This is a genomic window from Collinsella sp. BA40 (genome assembly GCF_008014645.1).
Lineage (GTDB): Bacteria > Actinomycetota > Coriobacteriia > Coriobacteriales > Coriobacteriaceae > Collinsella.
The window spans coordinates 1-26,115 of the sequence record NZ_VOWY01000016.1 but is presented as its reverse complement, the minus strand read 5'-3'; the positions used below and the strand labels follow the sequence as shown (position 1 = coordinate 26,115).

The 26,115-nt window shown below is 64.8% G+C and carries 14 protein-coding genes; 7 read left to right on the top strand and 7 right to left on the bottom strand.

The window, feature by feature from the left end:
- Nucleotides 1–224 precede the first annotated feature (224 nt).
- Together pheS and E4J93_RS07205 are read right to left on the bottom strand one after the other, a co-directional pair.
- The gene (gene pheS, locus E4J93_RS07210) at nucleotides 225–1,301 is read right to left on the bottom strand and encodes a phenylalanine--tRNA ligase subunit alpha (RefSeq protein WP_147588793.1); all 1,077 of its coding nucleotides are present in this window, start codon (nucleotides 1,299–1,301) and stop codon (nucleotides 225–227) included.
- Nucleotides 1,302–1,849: 548 nt separating this feature from the next.
- A complete protein-coding gene (locus tag E4J93_RS07205; RefSeq protein WP_147588792.1) occupies nucleotides 1,850–6,031 on the bottom strand; it encodes a family 20 glycosylhydrolase in 4,182 nt (1,393 codons plus the stop codon).
- A gap of 312 nt (nucleotides 6,032–6,343) precedes the next feature.
- Between E4J93_RS07205 and E4J93_RS07200 the strand changes: the two genes are divergently transcribed.
- Together E4J93_RS07200 and E4J93_RS07195 are read left to right on the top strand one after the other, a co-directional pair.
- Nucleotides 6,344–7,006 carry a cytochrome c biogenesis CcdA family protein gene (locus E4J93_RS07200; protein ID WP_147588791.1) on the top strand — a complete coding sequence of 221 codons (663 nt, stop codon included), beginning with the start codon at nucleotides 6,344–6,346 and terminating at the stop codon, nucleotides 7,004–7,006.
- Nucleotides 7,007–7,064: 58 nt separating this feature from the next.
- Nucleotides 7,065–7,673 carry a thioredoxin family protein gene (locus tag E4J93_RS07195; RefSeq protein ID WP_147588790.1) on the top strand — a complete coding sequence of 203 codons (609 nt, stop codon included), beginning with the start codon at nucleotides 7,065–7,067 and terminating at the stop codon, nucleotides 7,671–7,673.
- A gap of 355 nt (nucleotides 7,674–8,028) precedes the next feature.
- Here the strand turns inward: E4J93_RS07195 and E4J93_RS07190 are convergent, their stop codons facing one another.
- Complete coding sequence (locus tag E4J93_RS07190) at nucleotides 8,029–9,153, bottom strand: C45 family peptidase (protein WP_147588789.1); 1,125 nt, start codon at nucleotides 9,151–9,153, stop codon at nucleotides 8,029–8,031.
- Between the two features lie 292 nt (nucleotides 9,154–9,445).
- Here E4J93_RS07190 and E4J93_RS07185 point away from each other — a divergent pair, with 292 nt between their 5' ends.
- On the top strand, nucleotides 9,446–11,137 hold the full coding sequence (locus E4J93_RS07185; protein ID WP_147588788.1) for a carboxypeptidase M32: 1,692 nt from the start codon (nucleotides 9,446–9,448) through the stop codon (nucleotides 11,135–11,137).
- A gap of 161 nt (nucleotides 11,138–11,298) precedes the next feature.
- On the opposite strand, the gene E4J93_RS07180 is transcribed toward E4J93_RS07185, so the two are convergent.
- Nucleotides 11,299–14,133: a DUF4091 domain-containing protein gene (locus E4J93_RS07180; RefSeq protein ID WP_187231656.1), complete on the bottom strand. Its 2,835-nt coding sequence runs from the start codon at nucleotides 14,131–14,133 to the stop codon at nucleotides 11,299–11,301.
- A gap of 244 nt (nucleotides 14,134–14,377) precedes the next feature.
- Between E4J93_RS07180 and E4J93_RS07175 the strand changes: the two genes are divergently transcribed.
- Nucleotides 14,378–15,325: an SPFH domain-containing protein gene (locus E4J93_RS07175; RefSeq protein WP_187231655.1), complete on the top strand. Its 948-nt coding sequence runs from the start codon at nucleotides 14,378–14,380 to the stop codon at nucleotides 15,323–15,325.
- Between the two features lie 312 nt (nucleotides 15,326–15,637).
- Nucleotides 15,638–16,219: a Crp/Fnr family transcriptional regulator gene (locus tag E4J93_RS07170; RefSeq protein ID WP_147588786.1), complete on the top strand. Its 582-nt coding sequence runs from the start codon at nucleotides 15,638–15,640 to the stop codon at nucleotides 16,217–16,219.
- A 33-nt stretch (nucleotides 16,220–16,252) separates the two neighbouring features.
- On the opposite strand, the gene E4J93_RS07165 is transcribed toward E4J93_RS07170, so the two are convergent.
- Nucleotides 16,253–17,275, bottom strand: coding sequence for a DMT family transporter (locus E4J93_RS07165; protein WP_147588785.1), 1,023 nt, complete (start codon nucleotides 17,273–17,275; stop codon nucleotides 16,253–16,255).
- A gap of 203 nt (nucleotides 17,276–17,478) precedes the next feature.
- Here E4J93_RS07165 and E4J93_RS07160 point away from each other — a divergent pair, with 203 nt between their 5' ends.
- Nucleotides 17,479–20,445 (top strand): insulinase family protein, encoded by a 2,967-nt coding sequence (locus tag E4J93_RS07160; RefSeq protein ID WP_147588784.1) that lies wholly within the window; start codon nucleotides 17,479–17,481, stop codon nucleotides 20,443–20,445.
- Nucleotides 20,446–21,235: 790 nt separating this feature from the next.
- Here E4J93_RS07160 and metA read toward each other — a convergent pair.
- Together metA and E4J93_RS07150 are read right to left on the bottom strand one after the other, a co-directional pair.
- Nucleotides 21,236–22,156, bottom strand: a complete 921-nt coding sequence (gene metA / locus E4J93_RS07155) for a homoserine O-succinyltransferase (RefSeq protein WP_147588783.1) — start codon at nucleotides 22,154–22,156, stop codon at nucleotides 21,236–21,238.
- A 594-nt stretch (nucleotides 22,157–22,750) separates the two neighbouring features.
- Complete coding sequence (locus E4J93_RS07150) at nucleotides 22,751–24,700, bottom strand: RecQ family ATP-dependent DNA helicase (RefSeq protein WP_147588782.1); 1,950 nt, start codon at nucleotides 24,698–24,700, stop codon at nucleotides 22,751–22,753.
- Between the two features lie 263 nt (nucleotides 24,701–24,963).
- On the opposite strand from E4J93_RS07150, the gene E4J93_RS07145 reads away from it, so the two are divergent.
- Nucleotides 24,964–25,971, top strand: a complete 1,008-nt coding sequence (locus E4J93_RS07145; protein WP_147588781.1) for a YitT family protein — start codon at nucleotides 24,964–24,966, stop codon at nucleotides 25,969–25,971.
- Nucleotides 25,972–26,115: the final 144 nt, after the last annotated feature.

The following is a 26,115-nucleotide window of genomic DNA, read 5'->3' as shown; positions in this document are numbered from 1 at the left end:
AAACCTTTTCTATCGAAGCCTCAAATTGGGGACAGGCACCAATCTGAGGCGTTATCTCTACTTCATGCCTCGATTTGGGGATAGGCACCAATCTGAGGCGGAAACTCAACAACGGGGACGGGTTGTCCGGGTGCCTCGGTTGGCACGAAAAAGGAGGGTGCACGCCTGACATGCGGCGCCCGACGATTGAACGCCAAGATGCGGTGCCCGGGCAAGCCGTCAGCTTAGAACTGGTTCAGGAAGCGCATATCGCCCGTGACGAGAGCGCGCAGGTCGGGCAGGTCGTAGCGAAGTGCCGCGATGCGCTCCACACCGGCGCCGAAGGCGAAGCCGGAGTACACCTCGGGGTCGATGCCGCAGTTGCGCAGCACGTTGGGGTCGACCATGCCGCAGCCCAAGATCTCGATCCAGCCGGAGTGCTTGCAGAAGGGGCAGCCCTCGCCACCGCACACGCCGCAGGAGACGTCGACCTCGCAGGAAGGCTCGGTGAACGGGAAGAAATGCGGGCGGTAGCGCGTGGCGCGGTCCTCGCCGAACATGCACTTCACGAAGTAGTCGAGCGTGCCCTTCAGGTCGCCGAACGTGATGCCGCGGTCGACGACGAGACCCTCGACCTGGTGGAACTGGGGCAGGTGGCAGGCGTCGGCCGTGTCGGGACGGTACACGCGGCCCGGGGCGATCATGTAGATGGGCGGCTCCTGGTTCTCCATGGTGTGCACCTGCACGCCGGAGGTCTGGGTACGCAGCAGCACGTCGGACTCGCCGTGCGCATGCTGCTCGGGATGAGCCGCGGTGCCCGGCGCGTTGTCCTCGACGTAGAAGGTGTCGCGCGCCGAGCGGCTCGGATGGTCGAGCGGGGCGTTGAGCGCGGTGAAGTTATACCAGCTCGACTCGACCTGCGGACCGGTCTCCACGGTGTAGCCGATACCGCAGAACACGTCCTCGATCTCCTCGATGATCTGGTTGATGAGGTGCTGGTGACCCAGCTGCGGACGCACGCCCGGCAGCGTGATATCCACGGCCTCGGTGGCCATGAGCTCGCGCACCGCCGCGCGCTTGAGCTCCTTCATGCGGCCCTCGAGCAGCGTTTCGGCCATGCGGCGCATCTCGTTGGCGCGCTTGCCCAGCACCGGGCGCTCCTCGGGCGTGATCTTGCCCATCATGCGCATCAGGCTCGTGATCTCGCCCTTGCGGCCCAGCAGGGCCACGCGCGCCGCCTCGAGCTTCTCGCTCGACTCAGCGCCCTCGATCAGCTCCTTGGCGCGTGCCTCCAGCTCTTCGAGCTCGTCGATCAGACTCATGCAAACCCCTCTCGGTTTTACGTTGTCGCGTCTATCCATGAAAAAATCCGCCCGTGGGCGCGTGCTCTCGCACTGCCCAAGGACGGATGGAATTCCGCGGTACCACCTCGGTTGGCCGCCGGTTTTCTCTCCGGCGCACCCTCTTTTGACCCATATCGCGGGGCCGCGCGGCTCCCCTACTGAGTGCGCACCCGCCCGATAGAACTCGACGAGGCGACCGTTCAAGTCGCTGCTCGGGAGTGAACTCGTGTCCTCGCTGCCGCAGGCGGGCTTTCAGCCGGTGACCCACCCTCTCTGTGCCGCAGCGCGTGAGGCGCACAACCTCTCCGTCAACGCATTCGCCACTATGATAGCACAGCACGGTGCGCCCGCGACGAATGCCGCACGAATCGAAGCGGATGCGCCCTCGCCCCATGACTCGAAAGATGAAAGGGCGCACGAGGCGCCCTTCGGGATGGTTGGCGAAGGGGCCCGGCTCGAAAGCCGGGCCCCTCACATCGCCTGGTCGGCAGGAGCGACAGCCCTCTTCCGGGGCAACGCAGGTAGCGCTACTTCAGGTCCACCAGGTCCTTCTGGTCCATGCGGTGGATGAACGCGGCCATGTCGGCGCGGGCGATCATGTCGTAGGGACGGAACTCGGAGCTGCCGTCCTCGAGCGTCCAGCCGGTGGACACGCCGGCGTCGGCGAGCCACAGGACGGCCTCGCGGTGCGGAGTGCCCTCCTCCACGTCGGCGAAGCCCTTATCGGTCTCGAACTTCGGCTCCCCGGCCATGCGGTAGAGGAACGCGGCCATGTCGCAGCGGGCGATCTCGTCGTAGGGGCGGAACTCGGCGGTGCCGTCGGCGGCCTCCCAGCCGGTGGAAACGCCCTCGGCCGCCAGCCACAGGATGGCCTTGTAGTGCGGGGTGCCCTCATCGACGTCGGTGAAGGAGACGCCCTTCGCGTCGAACTCCGGCTCGCCGGCAAGGCGGTAGAGGAAGGCGGCCATGTCGGCGCGCCTCACCGTAGCATACGGGCGGAAGCTGAGGGTGCCGTCGGCGTTCTTCCAGCCGGAAGCGATGCCGTTGGCGGCGAGCCACTCGATGTCGCCCTTGTGCGGCGTGCCGGCTACCACGTCGACGAAGGAGACCTCCTCGACCCCCTCCAGGCCGGCCCTCGCGTCGGCGAGCACCTTCGCGGCGGCGTCGACCGTTGCCTGGTCGGCCTTCTCGTCAGCCAGGACCTTCTCGGCCTCGGCCAGGGCGCGGACGAACGGCTTCCAGGAAGCGGACTTGTAGTCGTCGGCCTTCAGCTTCCCTGCCTCCTCGACGGCAGCCTCGAGCTTGGACCTATCGACCTGCGGGGCCTCCTCCTTCTTCAGGCCGGCGTGCGCGTCGGCGAGCATCTGGAGCGCGAGGTCGACGTCGGCCTGGCCGGCCTTATCGCTCTCGAGGACCGTCTTCGCGGTCCTGAGGGCGGACTCGAAGGCCTTCCAGGAGTCGGCGGTGTAGCCGTCGGCCTTGATGTCCTTGACCTCGTCGTACTTGGCCTGGAGCTTGGTCTTGTCGACCTCGGGCTCGGGCGTCTCGCCCTCGCCCTTCACCAGGCGATAATAGCTATCCTGCAGCGCAAGGTGCGCGGCGTTGAGGTCGACCTGCATGGGAGCCTTGGCGTCCAAGACCACCTTGGCCTGCTCGAGCGCCTTGGCAAAGGCCTTCCAGCTCGCAGGGTCATAGTTCTTCGAGGAAAGATCCTTCACGGAATCGTAGAAGGCCTTGAGGTCGTCCTTGCTCGACGCGACGCCGGTACTCGCCTCGACGCTGCGGGCGGCATCGCGGATGGCGGTGACCAGGCCGGCGACATCGGTCCGACCGGCGACGAGCGCCTTCTGGCCCTCGAGCAGCGCGGCGACCAGGGCCTTCGCATCGGCTTCCGAAGCACGGGACACGTTGACGTCCTCGCCGTTCTCGATCATATCGGCAAGCGTGTTGTCCTGCGCAGCGGGCTTGGACGCGAACGTCACCTCGTGGATCTGGTACCAGTTGCCAATAGACTCAGTCAGCAGGATGCGGACGCGGCGGACCGGCTGCTCCTCGAAATCGAAGGTCCACTCGGCCTTCGAGTTATCCATGCTGCCCACTTTGGTCCACGCATCGCCCGATGCCTCGGCGCTCACCTGGATATCCGCGCCCCTGATGGCGTCTCCACCAAGATCGGCGGTTTGCAGGATGGATACCGCCCGCATCTGCAAGGCCTGCGGGAACGTGAACACGACCTCGTCGCCCGCCTCCTGAGCGGAATTGAACCAGCACTTGGTCTCGGGGTTGCCATCGATCATGTTGTCGTACGGGAATCCGCCGTCGAAGGTGTACCAATCGACCGTCGCGTCGATCGAGGGCCTCTCGCCCGAAGGCTTCGACAGGCCGGCCTTCGCCGTGCGGATCTCCTCGAGGGCGGCGCCGAGCTGCTCCTCGGTCACATCGGACCCATGCAGCAGCGCCTTGGCCTTATCGAGCGCCGTCTGGTAGGCATCGTAGCCGCCAACGTAATCCGAGGCCTTGAGCGGGTGCGTGCACTCGACGTACAGCGCGAACCGGTCGATCGAGACGACCTCGGCGACCTCGTCGTTGATGGCCTTGAGCGCGGCGTCGACCTGCAGCTGCGTAGCCTCCTCGTCCTCGAATACGGCACGGCCGTCGGCCAGCGCGCGGGCAACGCCCTCATAGGTGGCGTCGATGCCCATAGATGCGATGGGGGCGGTGGCGAGCGCCTCGAGCAGGGAGTCCTTATTGGTGAAGAGCTCGTAGACGAAGGTGACCTCGACGCCCTCCTTGGTGAAGGTGCCGGTCACGGTGGGCTTCTCGCTCACCAGTCGGTAGCCGTAGATCTCGGGCGCCTCGATGCTGAAGGGGTCGCCCGCGACGCCGTACTTCACGGTGTCCTCGGCGAGCTTCTTACCGGCTCCGTCGACGTGGCTCACCGTTACCTTGCCCACGTTCTCGGCGGGCAAGATCTCGCCAGAGCTCGGAAGCTTCTGGCCCCGGTCCCAGGCGCCGTCGTGCCCGAGCTGCTCGGTAAGGGCCTTGAACTCGTCGAGATTCATGTTGCGGTTGGAGGCGACGTTCCAGCTGCGAGACGCCATGGCGCGCAGCTCCTTGGAGATGCCCTGCGCGACCTCGTCCTCGGTGGCGACGTTGGGATAGTCGCACCAGATAGCGATAGCCGTTCCCTTGATGCGCGGGTCGGTATCGGGCAGCACGTTGGCGTTCTGGCGGTCCTGGAAATCGCCGGGGCGCCACTGGTTCCACCAGCGCTCGAGGCTGTCGTCGAAATCGAAGGACGCGCCGCGGTTGTCGTTGCGCAGGACGAAGTACCCGTAGTTGGCGTTGAAGTTGTAGAAGTCCTTCATACCGCGGTCCACGAGCTTGCGCAGGTTGGCGATATTCCAGTTCCAGCTCATCTGCGACCAGAAGTCGACGCCGATCCAGTCGTGGATCTGCACCTTCTGGCGATAGCTCGTGTTCTCGCCATAATAGATGCCGTCGTTGAAGACGCGGGGCGTGAGGCCCTCGTCGCGGCAGAACTCGGCAAGGTTGTTGATATAGGTGGCCAGGGTATCGGTCCAGCTGTACTCGCGGCCCAGGTTCTCGTCGGCCCACTTCTCCAGGACGGACTGGTAGATCGAGGTGAACGGCGGGCGGTCGAACTCCATGTACTCATCGCAACCGATGGAGATGTCGGTGGTGGTGCCGCCCTGCTTGAACAGGTCGATGTACTCCTTGTAGATGCTGTTCATATAGGCGATGGCCTCGGGGTTGGTCACATCGAGGCCGCGGTCGTAGTGCGTCTTGCCGTCGCTGGCGATCTGACCGTACTCGGGATGCACCTTAAGGATCTGGTCGACATGGCCTGGGGAGTCGATGGACGGAATGACCTTGATGCCGTACAGCCGGGCCTCCTCGAGGATCTCCAGAACCTCGGCCTTGGTGAGGAACTCGGGGGACACAATCGCGGGGTCGGTTTCGCACTCGATGCGGAAGCCCAGGTTCTCGGAGAAGTGCATGTCGATCGTATTGAGCTTGAGGTAGGCCATCTCATGGATCTGGCGGATGAACCAATCCTTGGAGAAGAACTTGCGGCCGCAATCCACGAACAGGCGACGCTCCTGCAGGTTGGGCCAGTCGACGATCTGGCCCGCGGGAAGCTCGCCGTTGTTGGTCTGCATGATGGCCTCGATGGTGCGCAGGCCGAACATGACCGCGTTCTCGCTCGCGCCGTAGATGCGCACGCCGCCGGTTGCGGAGACATCGATCTTATAGGCCTCGGCGGACTTCGTCTGATCGGTGATCTGCTCAACCGGCACGACGTCGACGACGATGTCGGCGGCGGCAGCGGAGTCGGCGGGGGCGTAGACCATACCCATGAAGCCGGCGACGAGCTCCTTTTCGGCGTACTCGGCATTCATGAGGTTGACGACCTCGGCGAGGCGCTCGTTTTTAAGGTTGGCCTCGCTCGCATTGACGATGATGCGCGACGTCGATTCGAACGACCACGGCTCCCCCGCTGCGGGAACGTAGCTTTGAAGCACGGGGTTCACCAGCTCGCACAGCTCCTGCGAGCTCTGCTGCTGCGCGGCATACGCCGCAGGAGGGGGCAGCAAAGCGGGGGCGGCCACGACGCCCAGGGTGAGCGCACCGGAGATGACAAGGCGCGTCGCGCGGCGCCACGAGGTGGAACGGAAAGCAGACATGGTCCTCCTAACATAGGAAACGCGTCCGAAGGCACCGTCTGCGCAAGCCGGGACCCGGAACGCATCGCTTCGTATCGCACGGCGCCTGTCGAACGCCCGCGATCTGTCAATACCATTTGGTAAGTATGAATCGAGCGCGCCGTCGCACGGCAGCCCGCTCGCCAGACGGCGCGCTTTACCCCTCCCAGCGGCCCGGGCGCCCCTACGCTGCAACCATAGGATTTGTGACTTTATCACCCGCAGAAACCTGTCCGCTCCTTTAAACTGGGCAGCATCAGACCTGTAACGCCATCCAACCGCGGAGGTTCCCGCATGCCCTATGTCGCCGCCTTTCTTGAAGGCATCATCACCTTCATCTCACCGTGCCTGCTGCCCATGCTTCCCGTCTACATAGCGTACTTCGCCGGCGACTCGACGCGCGGAAGCGGGGCGACGGCACGGAACGCCCTCGGCTTCATCCTGGGATTCACGCTGGTATTCGTTACGATGGGCGCGCTGGCCGGCTCCATCGGCGGCCTGTTGCGCGAATACCAGACCGTGGTGAACGTCGTATGCGGCAGCGTGGTCATCGTGCTGGGCCTCAACTTCCTCGGCGTCATCAAGCTCGGCCTGTTCCATGGAGCACGGCGTGCTGCCGCAGTCCGCGACCTTGGCTTCTTTTCCGCCCTCGCCCTGGGCGCGGTCTTCTCGCTCGGCTGGACTCCGTGCGTCGGCGCCTTTCTGGGCTCCGCCCTCATGCTTGCCGGGCAGCAGGGCCATGTCATCGAGGGCATGCTCATGCTGCTCGCCTACTCCGCCGGGCTCGGTATTCCGTTCTTCGCCAGCGCCCTGCTGATCGACCAGTTCAAAGGGGCATTCGATGTTATCAAGCGACACTATGACGCAATCACCAAGGCAAGCGGTGCGCTGCTGATAGCCATGGGCGTCCTCATGGCCACCGGAGCCATGACCGGCCTGGTAGGCGCGCTGTCATAGCGCGCCGCCGCACGTTCGCACACCCACGCCCCCATACGAGCACTCGAAAGGACCACCCATGAACAACAAGCAACTCGCACTCGTGGGCTCGCTCGCACTCGCAGCGGTGATCGGTGGCGCCGCGGTGCTTTACAGCACCATGGGCGACGCGCCCACGACCCCCGTTCCCGCTGCCGCACCGGCAGGCAAGCAACCGCAGGACTCGGTCAGCGCGGACACGGACCCCAAGCCCGAGCCGGCGCCCGATTTCACCGTGCTCGATCGCGACGGCAACGAAGTCAAGCTCTCCGACTTGCGCGGCAAGCCCGTGGTGGTGAGCTTCTGGGCCAGCTGGTGCGGCGTATGCAAAACCGGCATGCCCGACTTCGAGGAGGCGTACGCCGCCTATGGCGACAACGTCCATTTCATGATGGTGAACCTCACCGCCGGCAGCGAGACGCAAGACGTTGCCCGCACCTATATCGAGGAGAAGGGCTACACGTTCCCGATCTATTTCGACACCGAGATGTCAGCCGCCAGCGCATATGGCGTCAACGCTGTTCCCGTGACGTACCTGGTTGACGCCGAGGGGAACCTGGTGGCCTACGGGCAGGGCCGCCTGGGCTTGGACGGTATCGAGCAGGGCATCGAGATGGCCCAGGGCGCTACCTTGCAGGCGGAATCATAGCGCCAAAACCCGATTCTCCCCGGACGAAAGGCCCAGCTGGCACTAAATGCAGATTTTGAGTCTTTTGGCTCTCTAAAAACAGCGTGCATACTTCCTGCAAGCGCTTTTTATCATCAGATGTGTAGTAACTCGGCCGGTTTTGCATCCCCACAAGAGGGGAAAGCATCTCCGCCAGCATAAAAATGAGGAGCCGGTCAACCAAACAGGCTCTAAGCGGACTCAAAAATGACATTTAGTGCCAACGAGACGGCTCCGAATGCGCAGATAACGCACCGAAGCCGTCTCGTTATGATTTCCTATGCAGCGGCGAGCAAGTTTTATTCATTAATTCAAACCCCCGCATTTTCCTACGGTCCTATTGCCTCGCTACCGTGATCTCATGCAACTCGTCGTACTTACCGCCCATGCACACCGTGGCCGATGCGCGGTCCAGGTTGTACACGACCGACCACTGCGTTTGAAAGACCTCGCCGTTATCCTTGATCTTGACTTCGCGGCTGACGCTTTGCAGGGTATCCATCGCTTCCGCCTCCGTCATCACGCCGTCGGAGGCATCGAGCACGCCCATCACGGTCTCGTAGCGGTCCTGGCCGCCGCCGAAGTCGTACTCGCCCGGCGTGAGCAGGAAGTTCGTTGCCGCCTGGTAACCTTCCTCACTGGGTTCCACCAGACGCATCTCGTTATCGATGTACTCGACGACCACGCTTTTGCCGCTCGCATCGGCAATCTGGAAGTGGTAGCAGCGGTTGCCCGACGCATGCATGTCATAGCTGGACAGCAGCTCGACGGCCTCGTCCACCGTAGCGCAGCGATCGAGCATCAGTCGAATCGCCGTAGTGGTGGTGATGTCCACGCGCTCGGTTTGCTGGTGCGTGGCCTCGGTATCGATAAGCAGCACGCCCACGGCCAGGCCCTTTTCGTTCACGCCGTCGAGGGGGGCGAACGGAGCGGCAAGCGACACGATGCTCGAAGCAAAATCGTCAGGCAGCTTATCCTCGCCATAGCCGATAAATGCCAGATTCACCATCGAGATCGATGCGTACCCGTCCTTCGGCGTCGTGCGCACCATCATGCCGGGCGAGAACTCCAGGTCGAAGTTGCGGCCGAACAGCGCCTCGCCCTCGGGCGTCTTCGCATTGAAGGTCGAACACGCCAGGTTGGGAAGCTCGATCTTGATGGGAAGGCCCTTCAGCAGGCGGCCCACCACGAAGTCGATGAGCTCGGCGTCGTTGGAGGCGCCGCCCTGCTCGAGAAACTCATCCAGGCCGTAATCGGCCGCGTAATCCATGGTGTAGAGCGGGTACTCGTCGATCTTCTCGATCGTGCCGAGCGTCTTGAGCTCGCCGCCAAACATGAGCAGTACCGCGCCCGCGGCCGCCAGGCACACGCCCGCCAACACCGCGATGACGCGGCCGACGATGCCCTTGCCCCGGCGTCCCGCCTGCACCGATGCGTTGTCGTGCCCCTGAGAATGCAGCATAGAAACCTATCCCTCACGTTATCGTCGCCCCGCCGGGCGTCCATACAGCGGAGAGGATTCTAACAATAGTTGTTAACCTATTTGCATCGTTCACCTATTTTCGGAGACATTTCACATAATTTGTACGCTATCGTTGCTGCAATTCCTAAGGAGAACTGTCATCTTGCACCCACCCGTTCCCCATCAGCCCGCGTCGTCAAACAACCGAACAGGGGGAGTCATAAGCGTCATAACCCCGCGAGTACGGGTACACTGCTGTTCGATGGACCACTTCGATATGCAAGGAGGCCCCATGGGCAAGCATAAGCACGACGAATCATGTTGCGGCAACTACAAGAAAGACGGCAGCTGCTGCGGCAAGCATAAGAAGCAATCCGAGCGCGCCGACGAATGCTGCGGCAAGCACGAACGCGACCAGGAGCACGACGGCGACGGCTGCTGCTGCCACGGCCACGAAGAGGGCCACGTCTGCCAGGCCCCGCAGCGCGCCGAGGAGTTCCGCGCCCTTGAGCGCGACCTCTGGACCCGCTCCTACCTGCTGAAGATCGCCGAGTTCGACGGCGCCACCGTCGCACCGGAAAACGGTGCCGCCGCACGCGGCGAGGCCATGGCGACGCTCGCCGGCGAGCACCACGAGCTGCTTACCAGCGAGCGCGCGCAAAAGCTCGTCCGCAAGCTCAGCAAGGCGTTCTCCAAGGGCAAGCTCACCGACGAGCAGCTGGCCGATGAGCTGCGCGTCTTCGAGCGCGACCAGCGCGAAGCCCTCGCTTTCCCCAAGGAGGAGGTGGAGAGCTGGAGCCGCCTGACCTGCGAAGCCGATGCCGTGTGGCACAAGGCCAAGGGCGCCAACGACTGGGACTCGTTCGAGCCCTACATCGACCGCATGGTCGAGGCGCTCAAGCGCCAGGCCGGCTACCTCGATAGCACGCGCGACCCGTACGACGTCTGGCTCGACCAGTACGAGCGCGGCATGGACGCCGCCGCCTACGACGCGTTCTTCGCCCAGGTCCGCGAGACCGTCGTGCCGCTGGTGCATGACATCTCGGAGCGCGGCGAGCAGCCCGAAGCAGCCTTCCTGAACGCCCGCATCCCCGAGGCGGCCCAGCGCGCGCTCTCCTTCGACCTCATGAAGCTCGTGGGGCTCGACATGGCATCCACCACACTCGCCTTCACCGAGCATCCGTTCTCCGAGGGCTTCAGCGCCGGCGACGCCCGCGTGGCCACGCACATCTACGAAGACAACGCCATGAGCAACGTCTACTCGATCATCCACGAGGCCGGCCACGCCATCTACGAGCTGGGCGTCGACCCCGCGTACGCGTTCACCTGCCTGGAGGGCGGCACCTCCATGGGCATCCACGAGAGCCAGAGCCGCTTCTTCGAGAACACCGTCGGGCGCTCCCGCGCCTTCATGGGACCGCTGCTCCAGCTGCTGCGTCGCCACGCGCCGGAGGTCTACGGTAACGTGGGCGAGGACGAGCTGTACCGCGCCGTCAACATCGCGCGCCCCAACCTCATCCGCTGCGACGCCGACGAGCTCACCTACCCGCTCCACATCATGATCCGCTACGAGATCGAGCGCCTGCTGTTCGCGGGCGAGGCCACCGCCAAGGACATCCCGGGGCTGTGGGCCGAGAAGACCAAGCAATACCTGGGCCTCGACGTACCCACGCATACCGAGGGCGCGCTGCAGGACACCCATTGGTCGGGCGGCGCATTCGGCTACTTCCCCAGCTACGCGCTGGGCAGCGCCTACGACGCGCAGTACGTGCCCGCCATGAAGGCGGCGGGCGTGGACCTCGAAGCCGCCTGCGCGGCGGGCGACCTCGCTCCGGTTCGCACCTGGCTGGGCGAGAACATCTGGCGCTGGGGCCGCGGCAAGGACGCTCCCGAGCTCGTGCAGGGAGCCTGCGGGGCGCCGTTTGATGCGACGTTCTACTGCGACTACCTCGGCGGCAAGTTCCGCACGCTCTACAACCTGTAGGACGGCGCGCGCAGGCAGCCGCCCGCACCATATCGCACCGGACGGCCATCCCGCCGATAACGCAGGAAGCCTCCCTTCCTATCAACGGGAAGGGAGGCTTCCTTGTTTTCACGGATCGCGCGTCAATGCGATGCGCGCATCACTCGTGCGCGACGTCGCTTCTAGCGAGAGCGTTTGCGCGCGCGGTAGCCGGCTGCCACCGCACTCGCGCCGAGGGCGCCCGTCGCCACGAGGGCGAACAGCGCGGGGTCGCCCGTCTGGGCAAGGGGGCCGTCGGTGCCGGGCTTGCCCTGGCCACCGTTCGGCTTGCCGGTAGCACCCTGGCCGCCTTCCGGCTTCTGCTCAGGCTGGGGCTGGGGCTGCGGCTGCGGCTGGGGTTCCGGCTCCGGATCGGGCTGCGGCTCGGGCTCGGGAGCGGGCGCGAGCTCGCGGGCGATCTCGTTGATGCCGTCGTACATGCGGTCCGTCTCGCTGTGGGCCAGCATGCGCTGCTCCTCGTTCTGCGCGACGGCGGCACCGTGAACGGTGGTCGCACGCGGCACCTGCAGGGACTCGACCAGCTCCATCACGCGGTCGGCGACCTTCTCGTTCTGAACCAGGTACTTGGCCTTGCACACATCGCGGATGCCCTGCTTGAACATCTCGTAGCGGGGCGTGCTGTAGAAGCCGTCGGGGTTCTCGGCCAGGTCATCGGCGCTCTCGAGCGGGTAGATGTACCAGCCGTCGCCCGGCTCCCAATAACGATAGGTGGCGTTGCCGAACATATCGTTGGTCCAGTTATCCCAAGCCCAGCGCATGAAGCCATCGGCATGGGAGGACATGGCGTACCACATGGCCCAGTAGTTGTCGCCCGGGTCGGAGATCATGAAGTTGCCCGGATAGTTGCCGGTGCAGTTGTAGATCGTGGTGGTGAAGCCCTTGGCGGCGCGGGCGTCGGCCAGGCCGCGGAAGCCGTCGTCGACGTTGCCGGTGTTCACCGAGATGTCGTCGATCTTATCGGAGAGCGACACGATGTTCTGGTCGGTGCTCACGTTGAGCGCGGAGCTCAGCTTGATGTTGATGCCAAGCTCCTCCTCAACGGCGGAAACCAGGTCGACGACCGGCTTCAGCTGGCCGTAATCGCGCTCGTCCATCGAGATGTAGGTGATATCCCAGATGCCGAGCTCCTGGCAGTGCTTGTAGAAGTCCTTCAGGAACGCGGTCCATGCGGCCTCACCCTCGGGGTTGTTGCCGTTGAGCTGCATGTTATAGGACTTCATCTCGCCGGTCTCGGCGTCCTTGTACTTAAAGCCGCCCCACGACACCATGGAGTAGCACTTGATCTGGCCCAGATCGGTCGCGGGATCGATGACGCCGCACTCGGTGGCGAACGCGATCCACTTATCGAAGAGCGTGTAGTCGAAGGTCCACTCGCCCTTATCGTTCAAGATCCAGGTGACCATGGAGGTGTCGCCGTAATAGGACTGGTGGTTCCAGGCCTCCTCGACGATGTTGGCAACCAGGTCGTGACCGCCGATGGAGGCGTACTCCTTCAGCGAGCCGCGCAGCAGGTCCTTGTGCTCCTTGCTGAGGAACGTATCGATGGGCGCGTTGGTGCCCGTGCCCGTAGCGGCGTCAGCCGTGCTGTTGGCGAAATAGTAGCCGCTCACGCTGAAGGGGTGCTGCCAGACCTGCACCTCGAAATCGGCCTCGTCGGCCGTGGGCTGCTTGATGCCGATGACCTCGAGCGTATAGGTGAGCTCGACGGGATCGACGCCATCCGCAACGACCTGCACGGTGCCGGTGTAGGTGCCGGCATGGGCGCTGGCCGAAACGGGAATGGTCAGCCAAGCGTACTGCAGCGTATTGGCGGGAACATCCATACCGGTGTTGTCATAGTAGATGACATCCGGATAGCTCTTCAGGCTGCCCTGCGCGTTGCGGCCCTCCTTGGCCTGCACGTTGCGCAGCCACTTGACCTCGATATCCTTGCCCGAGATCACGGAGCCGTCGGCGGCGACCAGGTCGCCGGCGATGATCCGCACGTTCTTGGCGCCCTCGGCACGGGTGGCGATACCGATCTTGCTGGCGCGCTCGTCCGCGAGCCATGCGGTGCCCGACCAGGAATCGGTGCGATCGGCCTTCTTGGCCTCCCAGTCCTCCTGGGTATCGAGCAGCTTCTCGTTGCCCACAAACGCGTTGAAGCCCTCTACCTGCGGGTAGATGGTGACGTCGATCTTGTGGGAGGCGCCGCTCTCGTTGTTGAGCGCGGCGGTGATGGACGTAACGGTCTTCTTGGAAACCTGCTTCGCCGTCACCACGCCGGTCTCGTCGATCTCCAGCAGCTTCTCGTCGAAATCGTACGTGACGCCGGGATCGACCGCGCCCTTGGGGGACACGCTGTAGGACAGCTCGAAGGAGCTGCCGCTCTCGAGCACCTTGGCGCGCGTGGACAGGGTGAAGTCGGTGGCGGCCACGGGCTTGCGCTCGACGACCACGTAGTCGACCTGAATCGCGCCGCCGCTCTTCAGCTCGACGGCGATGGTGTGCTCGGCGTCGGCATCGAGGCCCTCATAGGAGCCGAGCAGCTGCTTGTGCTGCGCAGAGCCTGCGGTGGCGACGATATCCTTCTGCGCCTTGCCGTCGATCGTCACGGCGTAGGTGCCGTGAGCGGGGTTCTTGCTGCCGTAGATATCGATCTTGGGGCCGGTGAACTTCATGCTCCACGAATCGCCCACGGTATTGGAATAATGGTCGGTTCCATTGAAGAACTGGTCGTAACCGGCCTCAGGGCTCCAGTCGCCCTTGTAGTTGAACTGGAAGGCTGCGTCGCCCATGACCGAATCGTCGATCTTCGTGGGGACGGCCGTGTCCATATCGACCTTCGTGCCGCCGATGCTCACGCTCGCGGCGTAGGCGGGCAGGGCCACGCCGAGCGCCAAGACGACGACCGCGAGGACCGCGACGGCTGCCGAAAAGACACCTCGCTTTCGATTGTTAGCATGCTGTAATGACATTTTGCTCCTTTCCTCCGCCCATTCGGCGGACCTCTGTATAAGGGGCGAACCAATATGCGAGATTGCGCACACGTTTTCGTCTGGCACCATCGTTTGCGCATTTTCGCAGCTGCCTATTATACGGACAATTGCATCCGAATTGTGTATTCCGCTCACCGAGAGCAGACCGTTCGCCGAAAAGGAAACGGGTATCCTCTTTCTAATTCGCTCGCCGCACCAGGCGAGCCGACGGAAAGGAACCGCCATGTTCATCTTCGACCTGCTGGGAGGACTGTTCAGCATCGCGCTCGTCCTCATTGTCGTGGGCGCGCTCACCGGCAACCTGTTCTTCGTAGTCAAGCAGCAGCACGCCGTGATCATCGAGCGCCTGGGCAAATTCAACCGCATCGTGGGCGCGGGCTTCCATGCGAAGATCCCGCTCATCGATCGCAAGGCGGCCACGGTATCGCTGCGCACCATGAAGAACGGCTTCGACATCGACGTGAAGACGCAGGATAACGTGACCATCGGCCTCGAGGTCTCGGCGCAGTACCACGTGAGTTACGAGATGGGCGCCGGTCCCGCCGACTCCGGCGTCTACAAGAGCTACTACATGCTCCAGCAGCCCGTGGCACAGATGCGCGACTTCATCACCGACGCCCTGCGCTCGTCCATTCCCGTCTACACCCTCGACGAGGTCTTCGCCAAGAAGGACGATATCGCCAAGGACGTGAACGCCACCGTGTCCGAGCAGATGGACGCTTACGGCTTCACGCTGGTGAGCACGCTCATCACCAAGATCGCGCTGCCCGCCGAAGTCGAGGACTCCATGAACCAGATCAACGCCGCACAGCGCACCAAAGCCGCGGCGCAGGACCTGGCCGAGGCCGACCGCATCCGCCGGGTCACCGAGGCGAAGGCCGAGGCCGAGGCCATGGAGAAGGCCGGCGAGGGCATCGCCAACCAGCGCAAGGCCATCGCGCTGGGCATCAAGGACTCGCTCGAAACCATCCAGGAGACGGGCGTGGGCAACGACGAGGCCAACCAGCTCTTCATGTTCACGCAGTGGACCGAGATGATGAACGAGTTCGCCAAGAGCGGTCGGGCGAGCACCGTGGTGCTGCCGACGGACTTCCGCGACTCAGCGAGCATGTTCGAGCAGATCATCGCCGCCGAGCAGGTTGCGAAGGACGACGCCGGAACCCAGGCGTAGGAAAGCGCGCCGCCGAACGCGCATCGCCCGGCGCCGGCAAACGATGCGAGCCCGATTCGGATCCATCAAACGGGGAGGCTGCGGCCTCCCCGTTTCTATGCCGCGGGCAGGCTGGAACACGCGGGTTGCGCCCCGACCAGACGAGCCGCGCGGATGCGGCGGAAATGCGGTCAAGGGCGCACCAGGGACGCTTCGTTGCATACAGCACAGAATCTGCGCCATTTGTTGCATTTTTAACGTTTGATAATGACGCGGTTCGGGATTCTATGGTTTGGTTAACACGAACCCAGAGTCAAGGCGCTTGGAGCATTCGTGAACACCATCAACGTCGCACAGTTCCTGCAAGATTCGGCCGGCATCAAAGACCCGCAGGCGGCGGGGACCCTTGCCGCCCATGCGACCGTGCGCGCGCTTGCCAAGGGCGAAGCCCTCCTGCAGGCCGGCGAGCATCAGGCGGAAATCGCGGTCTTGATCGACGGTGCGGTGCGGACCGCGCTTATCGACAGCGCGGGCCGCGACACCACCGACTGCCTCATCACCAAGAGAGGCATGGTCATCGCGCCATGCGCCGATTTCAGCAGGCCCTCGCCCGTTCGCATCGAGGCGATCATTCCCTCCCACGTGGCGAGCATGCCGATCGAAGCCGTCCAGAGCCTCCTCGGCACCAGCCTTCCCTTCGCGCACGATTTCATCGCGATTCTGCAAAACGCCTGGCAGATGCACTGGGATATAAAAACGGCGGTATGCCAGAAAACCGCGCGCGAACGCTACCTGTGGTTCCTCGACGCCTATCCCGGCGTGATCGACCTCATCCCCCACCACTACATCGCATCGTATCTCGGCATGACGCAGGTCACCCTCTCGCGCGTACGCAAAGAGGTGCCGGAGGCGTAACGCGCCCCATTCCGCACGGCGGGATCGCGCCGCCTATGCCGTGAGGAACACCATGGCGATGATAAACGCGAAGCCCAGGATGTCGGTGGGGGCGAAGAACGTCCCCAGGAACACCGCGCTGGTCACCGTGGCCGACACGGGTTCGACCGTGCCCAGCAAACTCGCGCGTACCGAGCCGATATCCTTCACGCCCTGCAGGTACAGCGCGTACGCCAGGCACGAGCCCACGAAGATAAGCACCAGCAGCGCGCCCCAACCCATGCCGTCCAGCACGGGCACGTTGTTCCACGGCTGGATGAAGATCGAGCTCACGATACCCGAGATGAACATCGCGGTTCCGGTCACGATGGCCGAGCCGTACACCGGCAGGATGCTCGTGGGGATGATCGTCATGCACGCGGCGCCCAACGCGGCGATGAGCCCCACCGCCAAGCCCTCGGGCGGAATCGCCAGCTGGGTGGGGTCGCCGCCCGTGGCGATGAGATAGGTGCCGCCGAACGCCAGCAGCAGGCCGGCGAGCTCGCGGCGGCGCGGCAGGCGCCGAACGGTCACGCAGGTATAGCCCATGATGAGCACCAGCTGCAGGCACTGGAGCACCGTGGCGGTTCCCGCATTGGTCAGGCGCACGGTCAGCAGATAGAAGAACTGGTTGAAGAAGACGCCGAACGCCGCAAGCGCTAGCAGGGTCACCATATGGCGCGGCGTGGTGAGCAGCTTGAACAGGCGCTTGCGGTCGAAGATCAGCACCACGATCAGGAACGTCGCGCCCGCCAGGATCTGCCGGATACAGGTGAGCCACATCGTGTCGATCTCGTAGTTGGCAAACAGGAAGCTCGCGCACGTGCCCGAGAACCCCCAGAACGTACCGCCCAGCAGCGTGGCGATCACGCCCACCAGGGCCTGACGTCCCGCCTGGTCGTTCAGCCGCTCCCGCCATGCCCGGCGGCGTGCGCGCGACGCCGCATCGGCGCCATCGTCCACCAGGTGCCCGGCGCCGCCATGCCGCGACGAGCCGTCGGACCGCTCCACCTCGAGACCTGCGTCCTCCCGTGTCATAGATGCATTCCCCCGTTCAAACCGATTTCCTCAACCTTATATCATGCCACCTCACGGATGACGCGTCATTCCCAAGGTTCCGCGCACCAAAACAAGCCCGGATGGGTAAGCTATCGGATAGACTCGCCATGCCCTGTGCGGAAACGCCGCGCCCTCCCGGCGCATCGGCGTCCCTCGCCACGGGCCCTATCATAAGGAGCTGTATGTCCACACCCGTACCCGATGTCATCGCACGCGCCGCCGCCTCGCTCGGCCGCATCGCGCCGCAGCACGGTTTCTCCGTGCTCTCCCACGAAGCGGTACCCGAACTCGATGCCGACGCCTACGTGCTGCGCCATGACGCATCTGGCGCCCGCCTGCTGTACCTGCCCTGCGAGGACGAGAACAAGTCGTTCTCCATCGCCTTCAAGACCCCGCCGGCCGATGACACGGGCGTCTTCCACATCCTGGAGCACTCGGTCCTGTGCGGCTCGGACCGCTATCCCGTGAAGGAGCCCTTCGTCGACCTCATCAAGAGCTCGATGCAGACGTTCCTGAACGCCATGACCTATCCGGACAAGACCGTCTACCCGGTCGCCTCCACCAACGAGCAAGACCTCATGAACCTCGCCAGCGTCTACATGGACGCCGTGCTCAACCCCGCCATCTACACCAAGCGCGCCATCTTCGAGCAGGAGGGGTGGCACTACGAACTGGACCGCGGCGAGACACCCGCCGACGACCGCCTGCGCTACAACGGCGTGGTGTTCAACGAGATGAAGGGCGCCCTGTCCGACCCCATGGACGTGTTGGACAACGCCATCAACGGCGCGCTGTTCCCCGACACCGCCTACGCGTTCGAATCGGGCGGCAACCCCCGCGCGATCCCCACGCTCACCTACGAGGGGTTCCTCGACAACCACGCCCGCCACTACAACCTCGCCAACAGCTACATCACGCTCTATGGCGACCTCGATATCGATCGTTTCCTCGCCTTTTTGGACGACGAGTTCCTCTCGCGCGAGAACCGCGCCTCGCGCGCCGGCGCCGGCGCGCCCAACGCGCTCGAGATGCAGGCGCCCGTCATCTGCGAGCATAAGCGTATCGAGATGCGCACCACGCCCGAGAACGCCATGGCAGGCCTCGCCTACGTCATAGGCACCGCGCACGACCGCAAGCGCCTGGTCGCCGCCGACATGATCTTCGACGCCATCCTGGGCTCCAACGAGGCGCCGGTGAAGAAGGCCCTCATGGCGGCGAACCTGGGCGGCAACATCACCAGCTACACCGCGGGCGACCGCCTGCAACCCTACGAGCTCATCATGGTGCAAAACGCCGAGCCCGGGGCCGCGCGCGAGCTGCGGCGCATCGTCGAGGAGGAGTGCCGCCGCCTGGTGGAGGACGGCATCCCGCGCGAGCGCCTCGAGGCCGTGCTCGCCAGCGAGGAATACGACCTGCGCCAGCGCGACTTCGGCTACCCCGACGGCGTGGCCATAGCCTGCGACGCGCTGGGCACCTGGCTCTACAGCGACGACGACGCCACCTTGGCCCTGCAGTACGCGCCCATCTACGCCGAGCTGCGCGAGCTGCTGGATACCACCTATTTCGAGGACCTGCTGCGCGAGCTCGTACTGGAAAGCGAGCATCGCGCCCTCGTCGAACTCGTGCCCGTTGCGGGCGACGCGACCGAAGGGGACGCCGGCGAGGAGGCCGAGCTCGCAGCCGCGCTCGCACGGATGTCCGATGGAGCCCGTGACGAGGTCTGCGCCAACGTCGACGCCCTGCGCGCCGCCCAGGAGGCCGAGGACACGACGGAGGCCAGGGCCACGCTGCCGCGCCTGCACGTCTCCGATATCGGCGAGGCGCGCCCCGAGCCCTCGTTTGCGCTCGATACGCAGGCGCCGCTGCCCTGCCTCAAGCACGACATCCCGACGCACCAGCTCGCCTACGCGGTGGCCTACTTCGACATCTCCCACCTCTCCTTCGCCGAGCTCCCCTACGCCACCATCCTCGCGCGCCTCATGCAGCAGCTCGCCACCAAGAACCGCACCGCCGCCGAGCTCGACAGCTATATCGACTCCAACCTGGGCTTCCTGTCGTTCCGCTGCGAGGTGATCGGCCAGCCCAACTGGAAGCTCGCCGCGCCCAAGCTCACCGTATCGGCCGGCGCCCTGTCCGAGAAGATCGAGCACCTCGCGCGCATCCCGCGCGAGGTGTGGAGCGAGACCGTGTTCGAAGACACCGACCGCATCCACGACGTGCTCGTGCAGATGCGCATCGGCATGGAGCAGTCGTTCCTCAACGCCGGGCACCAGGCGGCGCTCGGCCGCGCGCTGTCCTACGTCTCCCCTGCCGCGGTCGTCGCCCAGAAGCTGTCGGGCGTCGACTTCTACCGCTTCTTGCGCGACCTGCTCGACCATTTCGATGAGCGCAAGGACGAGCTGTGCGCCACGCTGCGCGAGCTGCAAGAGCGCATCTTCACATCTACCGGGCTGGTGACGAGCTTCACCGGCAGCAACGAGGATTACCGTCGCTATTGGGAGGCAGCCGGCAGCCTGGGCCTGGCCCCGCGCACCGCGCCCGCCAAGGAGCTGTACGTCCCCATGCCCGAACCCAAGCGCGAGGCGTTCATCATCCCCAGCGACGTCTGCTACGTGGCCCGCGCCACCGACCCGCGCGTACTCGGTATCGAAACCGACGGCTCGTGGAGCGCGGTCTCGCAGGCGCTCACCTACGAGTACCTCTGGAACGAGATCCGCGTGAAGGGCGGTGCCTACGGCTGCGGCTTCCGCTCGGTGGCGGGCTCGCAGCTCGCGTTCTACACCTACCGCGACCCCGCTGTCGACCCATCGCTCGAGCGCATCACCCAGGCGGGCGCGTGGCTGGCGTCGTACGAGCCCGATGCAGATGCCTTCGACGGCCTCATCGTGAGCTGCGCCGCAGGATTCGACGCACCCGTGAAGCCCTATGGGCTCGCCAAGCGCCAGGACATCAACTACCTGGCCAAGCGCCCCGCCACCTGGCGGGCGCAGCTGCGCGAGGAGCTGCTTGCCACCACGCCCGAGCATCTGCGCGAGCTCGGTGCCGCCGTCTCGCGCGTGGCCGCGGAGGCACCACTGTGTGTCTTCGGAGGGCGTGAGATCCTTCAGGCGAGCGAGGCCGACCTCAACGTGATCGACCTGATGGCGTAAGCGCCCGCCCGTGCGCCGCGCGCCCGACACGGCGTGCGGCGCGCGACGCCGGGCGTCAGCGGGCGCGGGCGGGATGGGCGCCGGGCGTCAGCGGGCGCGGGCGGGATGGGCGCCGGATTCGGGCGGGACGGGCGCTGCCGCGACAGAATGCGAACGGGCCAGATCTCGGGGCTGCGAGCGCGGGGCCGGGAATCGGGTGCCCCTCTCGTGCCAGCTTTCAAAGCCGAAGCGCAACCGTAAACAAAAACCGACGCCAAACCTCAAGCGCCGCCGCATGCGTCAACTTTCCAGCACGCGGGACCTCTCGTGCGTAAAACCCGACGGCAAGCCGCGGGCGGCGCCCGCTCACGTCAGCTTTCCGGATTGAAAGGGCCACCCTGCACGGATCCCTGACGGCAGCGGCAGCGATGCGCGGATTCCTGACGCCTAGGGGCCCTCGCAAGCGTCCCTCGCGGGAGAAAACCGCGGGCGCCCTTCGCTCGCGACGGTTTTCAGGGCCGAAGCGCCCTTTCGCACCCAAAACCGACGCTAAGCCTCATACGCCCCCCGTTCCGCGTCAGCCTTCCAGTACGAGGGGAATGTTGTGGACAAAAACTGACACTAAGTCTCAGTCGCCATCGTATGCGTCGGCTTTCCGGTATGAGGCGCCCCTTCGTGCACAAAAAGCGACGGTAAGCCCCAGGCGCCGCCATTCGCGTCAGGTTTTCGGCACGAGGGGCCCTCCATGAACAAACACCGACGGCAGGCCGCAGGCGCCCTCCGCTCGCGACGGCCCCGAGCCGAAGCACCCCTACGCGCCCACGCGCTCGATGTCGTAAGGCGTCGTCTGGTACACGTAGTAGTTGAGCCAGTTGGTATAGAGGAGCTGACCCTGCGAGCGCCAGGTGTTGCGCGGCTCGCGGGACGGATCGTCATCAGGGAAATAATTGCGCGGAACCTGTGGATCGATGCCGCGCGCCACGTCGCGCTCGTACTCGAGCTTGAGTGTCTCTCGGTCGTACTCGGGGTGCCCGAACACGAAGAACCGACGGCTATCGGTCGATTTCACCAGGTAGAGACCCACCTCATCCGACGCCGCCACGATCTCGAGCTCCGCGCACGCCTCCACGTCCTCGATGCGCACGTCGGTGTTGCGCGAGTGGACCGCCCAGAAGCGATCGTCGAAGCCGCGAACGAGCGGGCTCGACGCCTTGAGGATGCGATGCTCGAACACACCGGACGCTTTCTGCGGCAGGTCGTGCTTGTCGATGCCGTAATGGTGGTAGAGGCCGGCCTGCGCGCCCCAGCAGATGTGCAGCGTGGAGTGCACGTGCGTGGTGGACCAATCCATGATGCGGCAGAGCTCGGGCCAGTAGTCGACCTCCTCGAACGGCATCTGCTCCACCGGCGCGCCCGTGATGATGAGGCCGTCGTAGTAGTCGTTTTCCACCTCGACGAACGTGCGGTAGAACGTGTCGAGATGACTCGCCGACACATGCGCTGCTTCATGGCTGGCGGTTCGCAGCAGCTCCACATCCACCTGCAGCGGCGTGTTGGAAAGCTTGCGCATGATCTGCGTCTCGGTGGCGACCTTCGTGGGCATGAGGTTCAAGATGAGCACGCGCAGCGGACGGATGTCCTGATGCAGCGCGCGGTACTCGGTCATCACGAAGATGTTCTCGCTCTCGAGCGTCTCTGTTGCCGGAAGGGCGTCGGGGATTCGAATGGGCATGGTCACCTCGCGGTTGCTCGGTTCTCTCGGTACACGTACAGAATACGATACCCGCTTATTTCAACCCCCGTCGCGTGAATTCCGCGCGCGGGAGCCCCCTGCAGAGCGCGCCGCCAGCCGATTCCAGACCGCTCGATGGCGCCGGGGCGCGAAATAGCCCAATCGCTTGAGGGGGTGGCGGACCGCCGGGCATTAAATGCAAGATTTGAGTCTTTTGGCAGCCGCAATAATGCGATGCATAAAAAGATACACCACATATGTTCGTCAATAGGGGTTGCCGAGGCGAGATGGGAGGCCAAAACGCCCTGCTCGACGCGCAGACCACGTTCAAATTAGCAACGTACCCACACGATGGTCGCTGCAGCCTACAGCAAAAGACTCATTTTTTGCGTTTACTGCCACAAGACCGTCGAAAACGGGCCCGCGGCGCCCAGCAGTCAGGCTTTACGGCAAAACCTATACAGAAGAACCTAAAAAATATGCGTTTTGCACCCAGCACCGTCAAATGGCGCACCAGCATGCACCGACGCACCCTTCCTCGACACGACGCGCACACCCCTCGCCGCAACGATGCGGCGCAGACCCCGGCGCCTCCTACCGCTGCCCGTCCTCGAACGCCGCGATCTCGGATAGGAAGCGCTCACCGAAGTCGTCGGCCTTCTTCTCGCCCACGCCCGAGACCTCCAGCAGCTCGTCGCGCGTGCGCGGACGCTGGCGGCACATGCCGCGCAGAGCCTTATCGGCAAACACCATATACGGCGCCCACTGGCGCTCGCGTGCCAGCTCGGTACGCAAAGCGCGCAGGCGCTCGAAGAGCTCCGCGTCGTCGCCCACGCGCGGGCGCGCATCCAGCGCCGCCTCGTCACGCAGCAGGTCCACGGCGCGCTGCGCCCTCGACGACTGAGCGCGCTTACCCGCCGGGCGCTTCACCGAGAACCGGAAGCGGCCCTCCGCGTCGCCCAACACCTCCACCGCGCGCGGTCCCAGCTCCAGCACCGGATACTCGCCCTGCGATGCCGCCAGATAACCGCGCCCCGCCAGCTGGTCCAGCAGCTTGCGAATATGCGCGATGGGCATGGCGTGCAGCGCGCCGTACCCTTCCGCCTCGTCCAAGTGCACGCGCAGCACCTTCTCGGCCTTCGAGCCGTGCAGAGCATCGGCGATCAACACCTTGCCGAACCGGCCCGGCCGCGCCGCCACGAAGCGCACCGCCTCGCGAGCAGCCTCCGTCACGTCCTCGACCTCGAACGCGCCCAGGCAGTTGGAGCAGGCGCCGCAGCCCGCCGCCTGATCGCGCGCCTCGTGCAGCAGTTCGCCCGCTGCCGCTTCGTCGCCGAAGTAGCGCAGGATGTACTCGCGCAGGCAGCCCGTTGTCTGGCAGTAGCCCTCCATCTGGCCGAGGAGCCGGTACCGATTCGCGCGCGCCTGCTCGCGCTGCTCCTCGTCCAGCCCGTCATCGTCCGGGTCGCGGTCGATCATCATGCGGCGCAGTGCGAAGTCGCGACCGTTCCACAGCAGATAGCAGCTCGCCGGATCGCCATCGCGGCCCGCACGCCCCGCCTCCTGGTAGTACGCCTCGATGCTCTCGGACACGTTGTTGTGGATCACGTATCGCACGTTGGGCTTATCGATGCCCATACCGAACGCGTTGGTAGCCACCATCACCGGCACACGGTCATCGATGAACGCCGCCTGGCTCTCCTGCCGGTCCCCCATGGCCATGCCGGCGTGATAGCGCCCCACGGAGATGCCGTGGGGCATGAGCGCGAGCGCGAGCTCGGCCGACAACGCGTCCACCGCCTTGCGCGTGGAGCAGTAGATGATGCCGCTCTCCTGTGCATGAGCGACCACGTACTCCGTGATCCAACGCGTCTTGGCCTTGTCGCCCAACTCCTCGACGCTCCATGAAAGGTTCGCGCGGTCGAAGCCCGTCACGACGGTCTCGGGCTCCTCGAGTCCCAGCATGCCCACGATGTCGCGGCGCACGCGCTGGGTCGCCGTCGCCGTGAACGCCGCCACCACGGGGCGCGCGGGCAACGCCTCGATGAACTCCGCGATCTGCAGGTACGCGGGACGGAAGTCCTGGCCCCACTGCGATACGCAGTGTGCCTCGTCCACCGCCACCAACGGAACGCCGATGCCGCCCTCGCCCGCCGCGCGCTGGGCAAACGCCAGGAAGCGGGGGTCGGACAGGCGCTCGGGCGCCACGTACATGATCTGGTACCACCCCTCCTCGGCACGCTTGAGCACGGTGTTCTGCTGGGCGGGCGAAAGCGTGGAGTTGAGATAGCTCGGACGGGCGCCGGCGGCCTTGAGCGCGCGCACCTGGTCGCCCATGAGCGAGACGAGCGGACTCACCACGAAGGTGATACCCGGCAGCATGAGCGCCGGGACCTGGTAGCAGATCGACTTACCCGCACCCGTGGGCATGACGCCCAGCGCATCGCGCCCCGCCAGAATGGCATCGACCATGCGGTCCTGCCCCGGCCTGAACGAGCCGTACCCGAAGTAGGTCTTGAGCGTTTGGAGCGCGTGCTCGTTCATGGTGGTCCCCCGCATCGTCCGTCGTGTTCTCGTGCGCACCATTATCGCCCAATCCGCCCGCTGGAAGCGCCCGACCGGACACCGGACAGCGCGCGGCACGCTGGACGCCCACATTTTTATCGTCGTGTAAAAGGGCGCGCGGCTGGATGCCCGACCCCCTATCAAGCGGCTATCATGCGTGATAGAATCATCGCTCTCGTTCCCTGTACGCGATCAAACGAATAGCCGCGCCGCACCCGGCGCACGATGCCCAAGGAGGGTCCATGCGAAACGCCGTTGACGCCATCACCGATCGCGCGCTCGAACTCGCGCGCCTCGCCGTTGTACGCCGCATCATCACCGCGATCGCCGTCACGTTCTCGGCGCTGCTGCAGACCTTCCTCATCCAGGCGTTCGTCGAGCCCGCCAACCTGCTCCCCAGCGGCTTTACCGGCGTCGCGGTCCTCGTCAACCAGATCACCTCGCTCGGCGGCGTGCACATCTCGACCTCCGTGGGCATGCTGCTCCTCAACATCCCCGTCGCCGCGCTGTGCTGGGGCTCCATCAGCAAGCGCTTCGTCATCTTCTCCATGATGCAGGTCGCGCTCTCTTCGCTCTTCCTCAACGTCTTCAACTTCGCGCCGCTGCTGGGCGACAAGATGATGCTCGTGATCTTCGGCGGCTTCATATCGGGCCTGTCCATCGCCGTGGCACTCAAGGCAGGCGCCTCGACCGGCGGTACCGACTTCGTGGCGCTGCTCGTGTCCAACCGCACCGGCAAGACGATCTGGGGACTCATCTTTGCCAGCAACTGCCTGCTGCTGGTGATCTTCGGCGCCCTGTTCGGCTGGGACAACGCGGCGTACTCCATCGTGTTCCAGTTCATCGCCACCAAGACCATCGACAGCTTCTATAACCGCTACGACCGCGTCACGCTGCAGATCACCACGCGCTGCCCCAACGAGGTCATGGACGCCTATATCGAGGAGTTCCAGCACGGCATCTCCTGCGCCGAGGTCATCGGCGGCTACAGCCGCAAGACCATGTGGCTGCTGCACACCGTGGTGTCCACGTACGAATCGGCCGACATCATCGACCTGGTGCGCGATGTCGATCCAGGGGCGGTCATCAACGTGTTCCGCACCGACAACTTCGTAGGCGGCTGGTACCACGGCGCGGTAGACGAGCCGCTGCCCACCGCCGTCCCGGACCCCGATAAGCCCGCCCGCTTGCTCTCCAAGCAGGCCCGCCGCCACAAGCAAAGCGAGCTGCAGCAGGACGACGGCCGCTAGGAATCAGTCGCGGAGTCGAGCAAGCCGCGGCACACATTGCCCAACGTGACGGGGGTGCAACTCGATGCGAGCTGCACCCCCCCCCTTTAATATGAGTTGAACATTGTCAAGAGGCAAAACCGGCCCGGCCGTCCGCGGAGCTAC

Bases quoted from the DNA above. Each gene is read 5' to 3' on its own strand.
- pheS (WP_147588793.1), bottom strand. From the start codon at position 1,301: ATGAGTCTGATCGACGAGCTCGAAGAGCTGGAGGCACGCGCCAAGGAG.
- E4J93_RS07200 (WP_147588791.1), top strand. From the start codon at position 6,344: ATGCCCTATGTCGCCGCCTTTCTTGAAGGCATCATCACCTTCATCTCA.
- E4J93_RS07185 (WP_147588788.1), top strand. From the start codon at position 9,446: ATGGGCAAGCATAAGCACGACGAATCATGTTGCGGCAACTACAAGAAA.
- E4J93_RS07165 (WP_147588785.1), bottom strand. From the start codon at position 17,275: ATGACACGGGAGGACGCAGGTCTCGAGGTGGAGCGGTCCGACGGCTCG.
- E4J93_RS07145 (WP_147588781.1), top strand. From the start codon at position 24,964: ATGCGAAACGCCGTTGACGCCATCACCGATCGCGCGCTCGAACTCGCG.
- E4J93_RS07195 (WP_147588790.1), top strand. From the start codon at position 7,065: ATGAACAACAAGCAACTCGCACTCGTGGGCTCGCTCGCACTCGCAGCG.
- E4J93_RS07175 (WP_187231655.1), top strand. From the start codon at position 14,378: ATGTTCATCTTCGACCTGCTGGGAGGACTGTTCAGCATCGCGCTCGTC.
- E4J93_RS07190 (WP_147588789.1), bottom strand. From the start codon at position 9,153: ATGCTGCATTCTCAGGGGCACGACAACGCATCGGTGCAGGCGGGACGC.
- E4J93_RS07150 (WP_147588782.1), bottom strand. From the start codon at position 24,700: ATGAACGAGCACGCGCTCCAAACGCTCAAGACCTACTTCGGGTACGGC.
- E4J93_RS07205 (WP_147588792.1), bottom strand. From the start codon at position 6,031: ATGTCTGCTTTCCGTTCCACCTCGTGGCGCCGCGCGACGCGCCTTGTC.
- E4J93_RS07180 (WP_187231656.1), bottom strand. From the start codon at position 14,133: ATGTCATTACAGCATGCTAACAATCGAAAGCGAGGTGTCTTTTCGGCA.
- E4J93_RS07160 (WP_147588784.1), top strand. From the start codon at position 17,479: ATGTCCACACCCGTACCCGATGTCATCGCACGCGCCGCCGCCTCGCTC.
- metA (WP_147588783.1), bottom strand. From the start codon at position 22,156: ATGCCCATTCGAATCCCCGACGCCCTTCCGGCAACAGAGACGCTCGAG.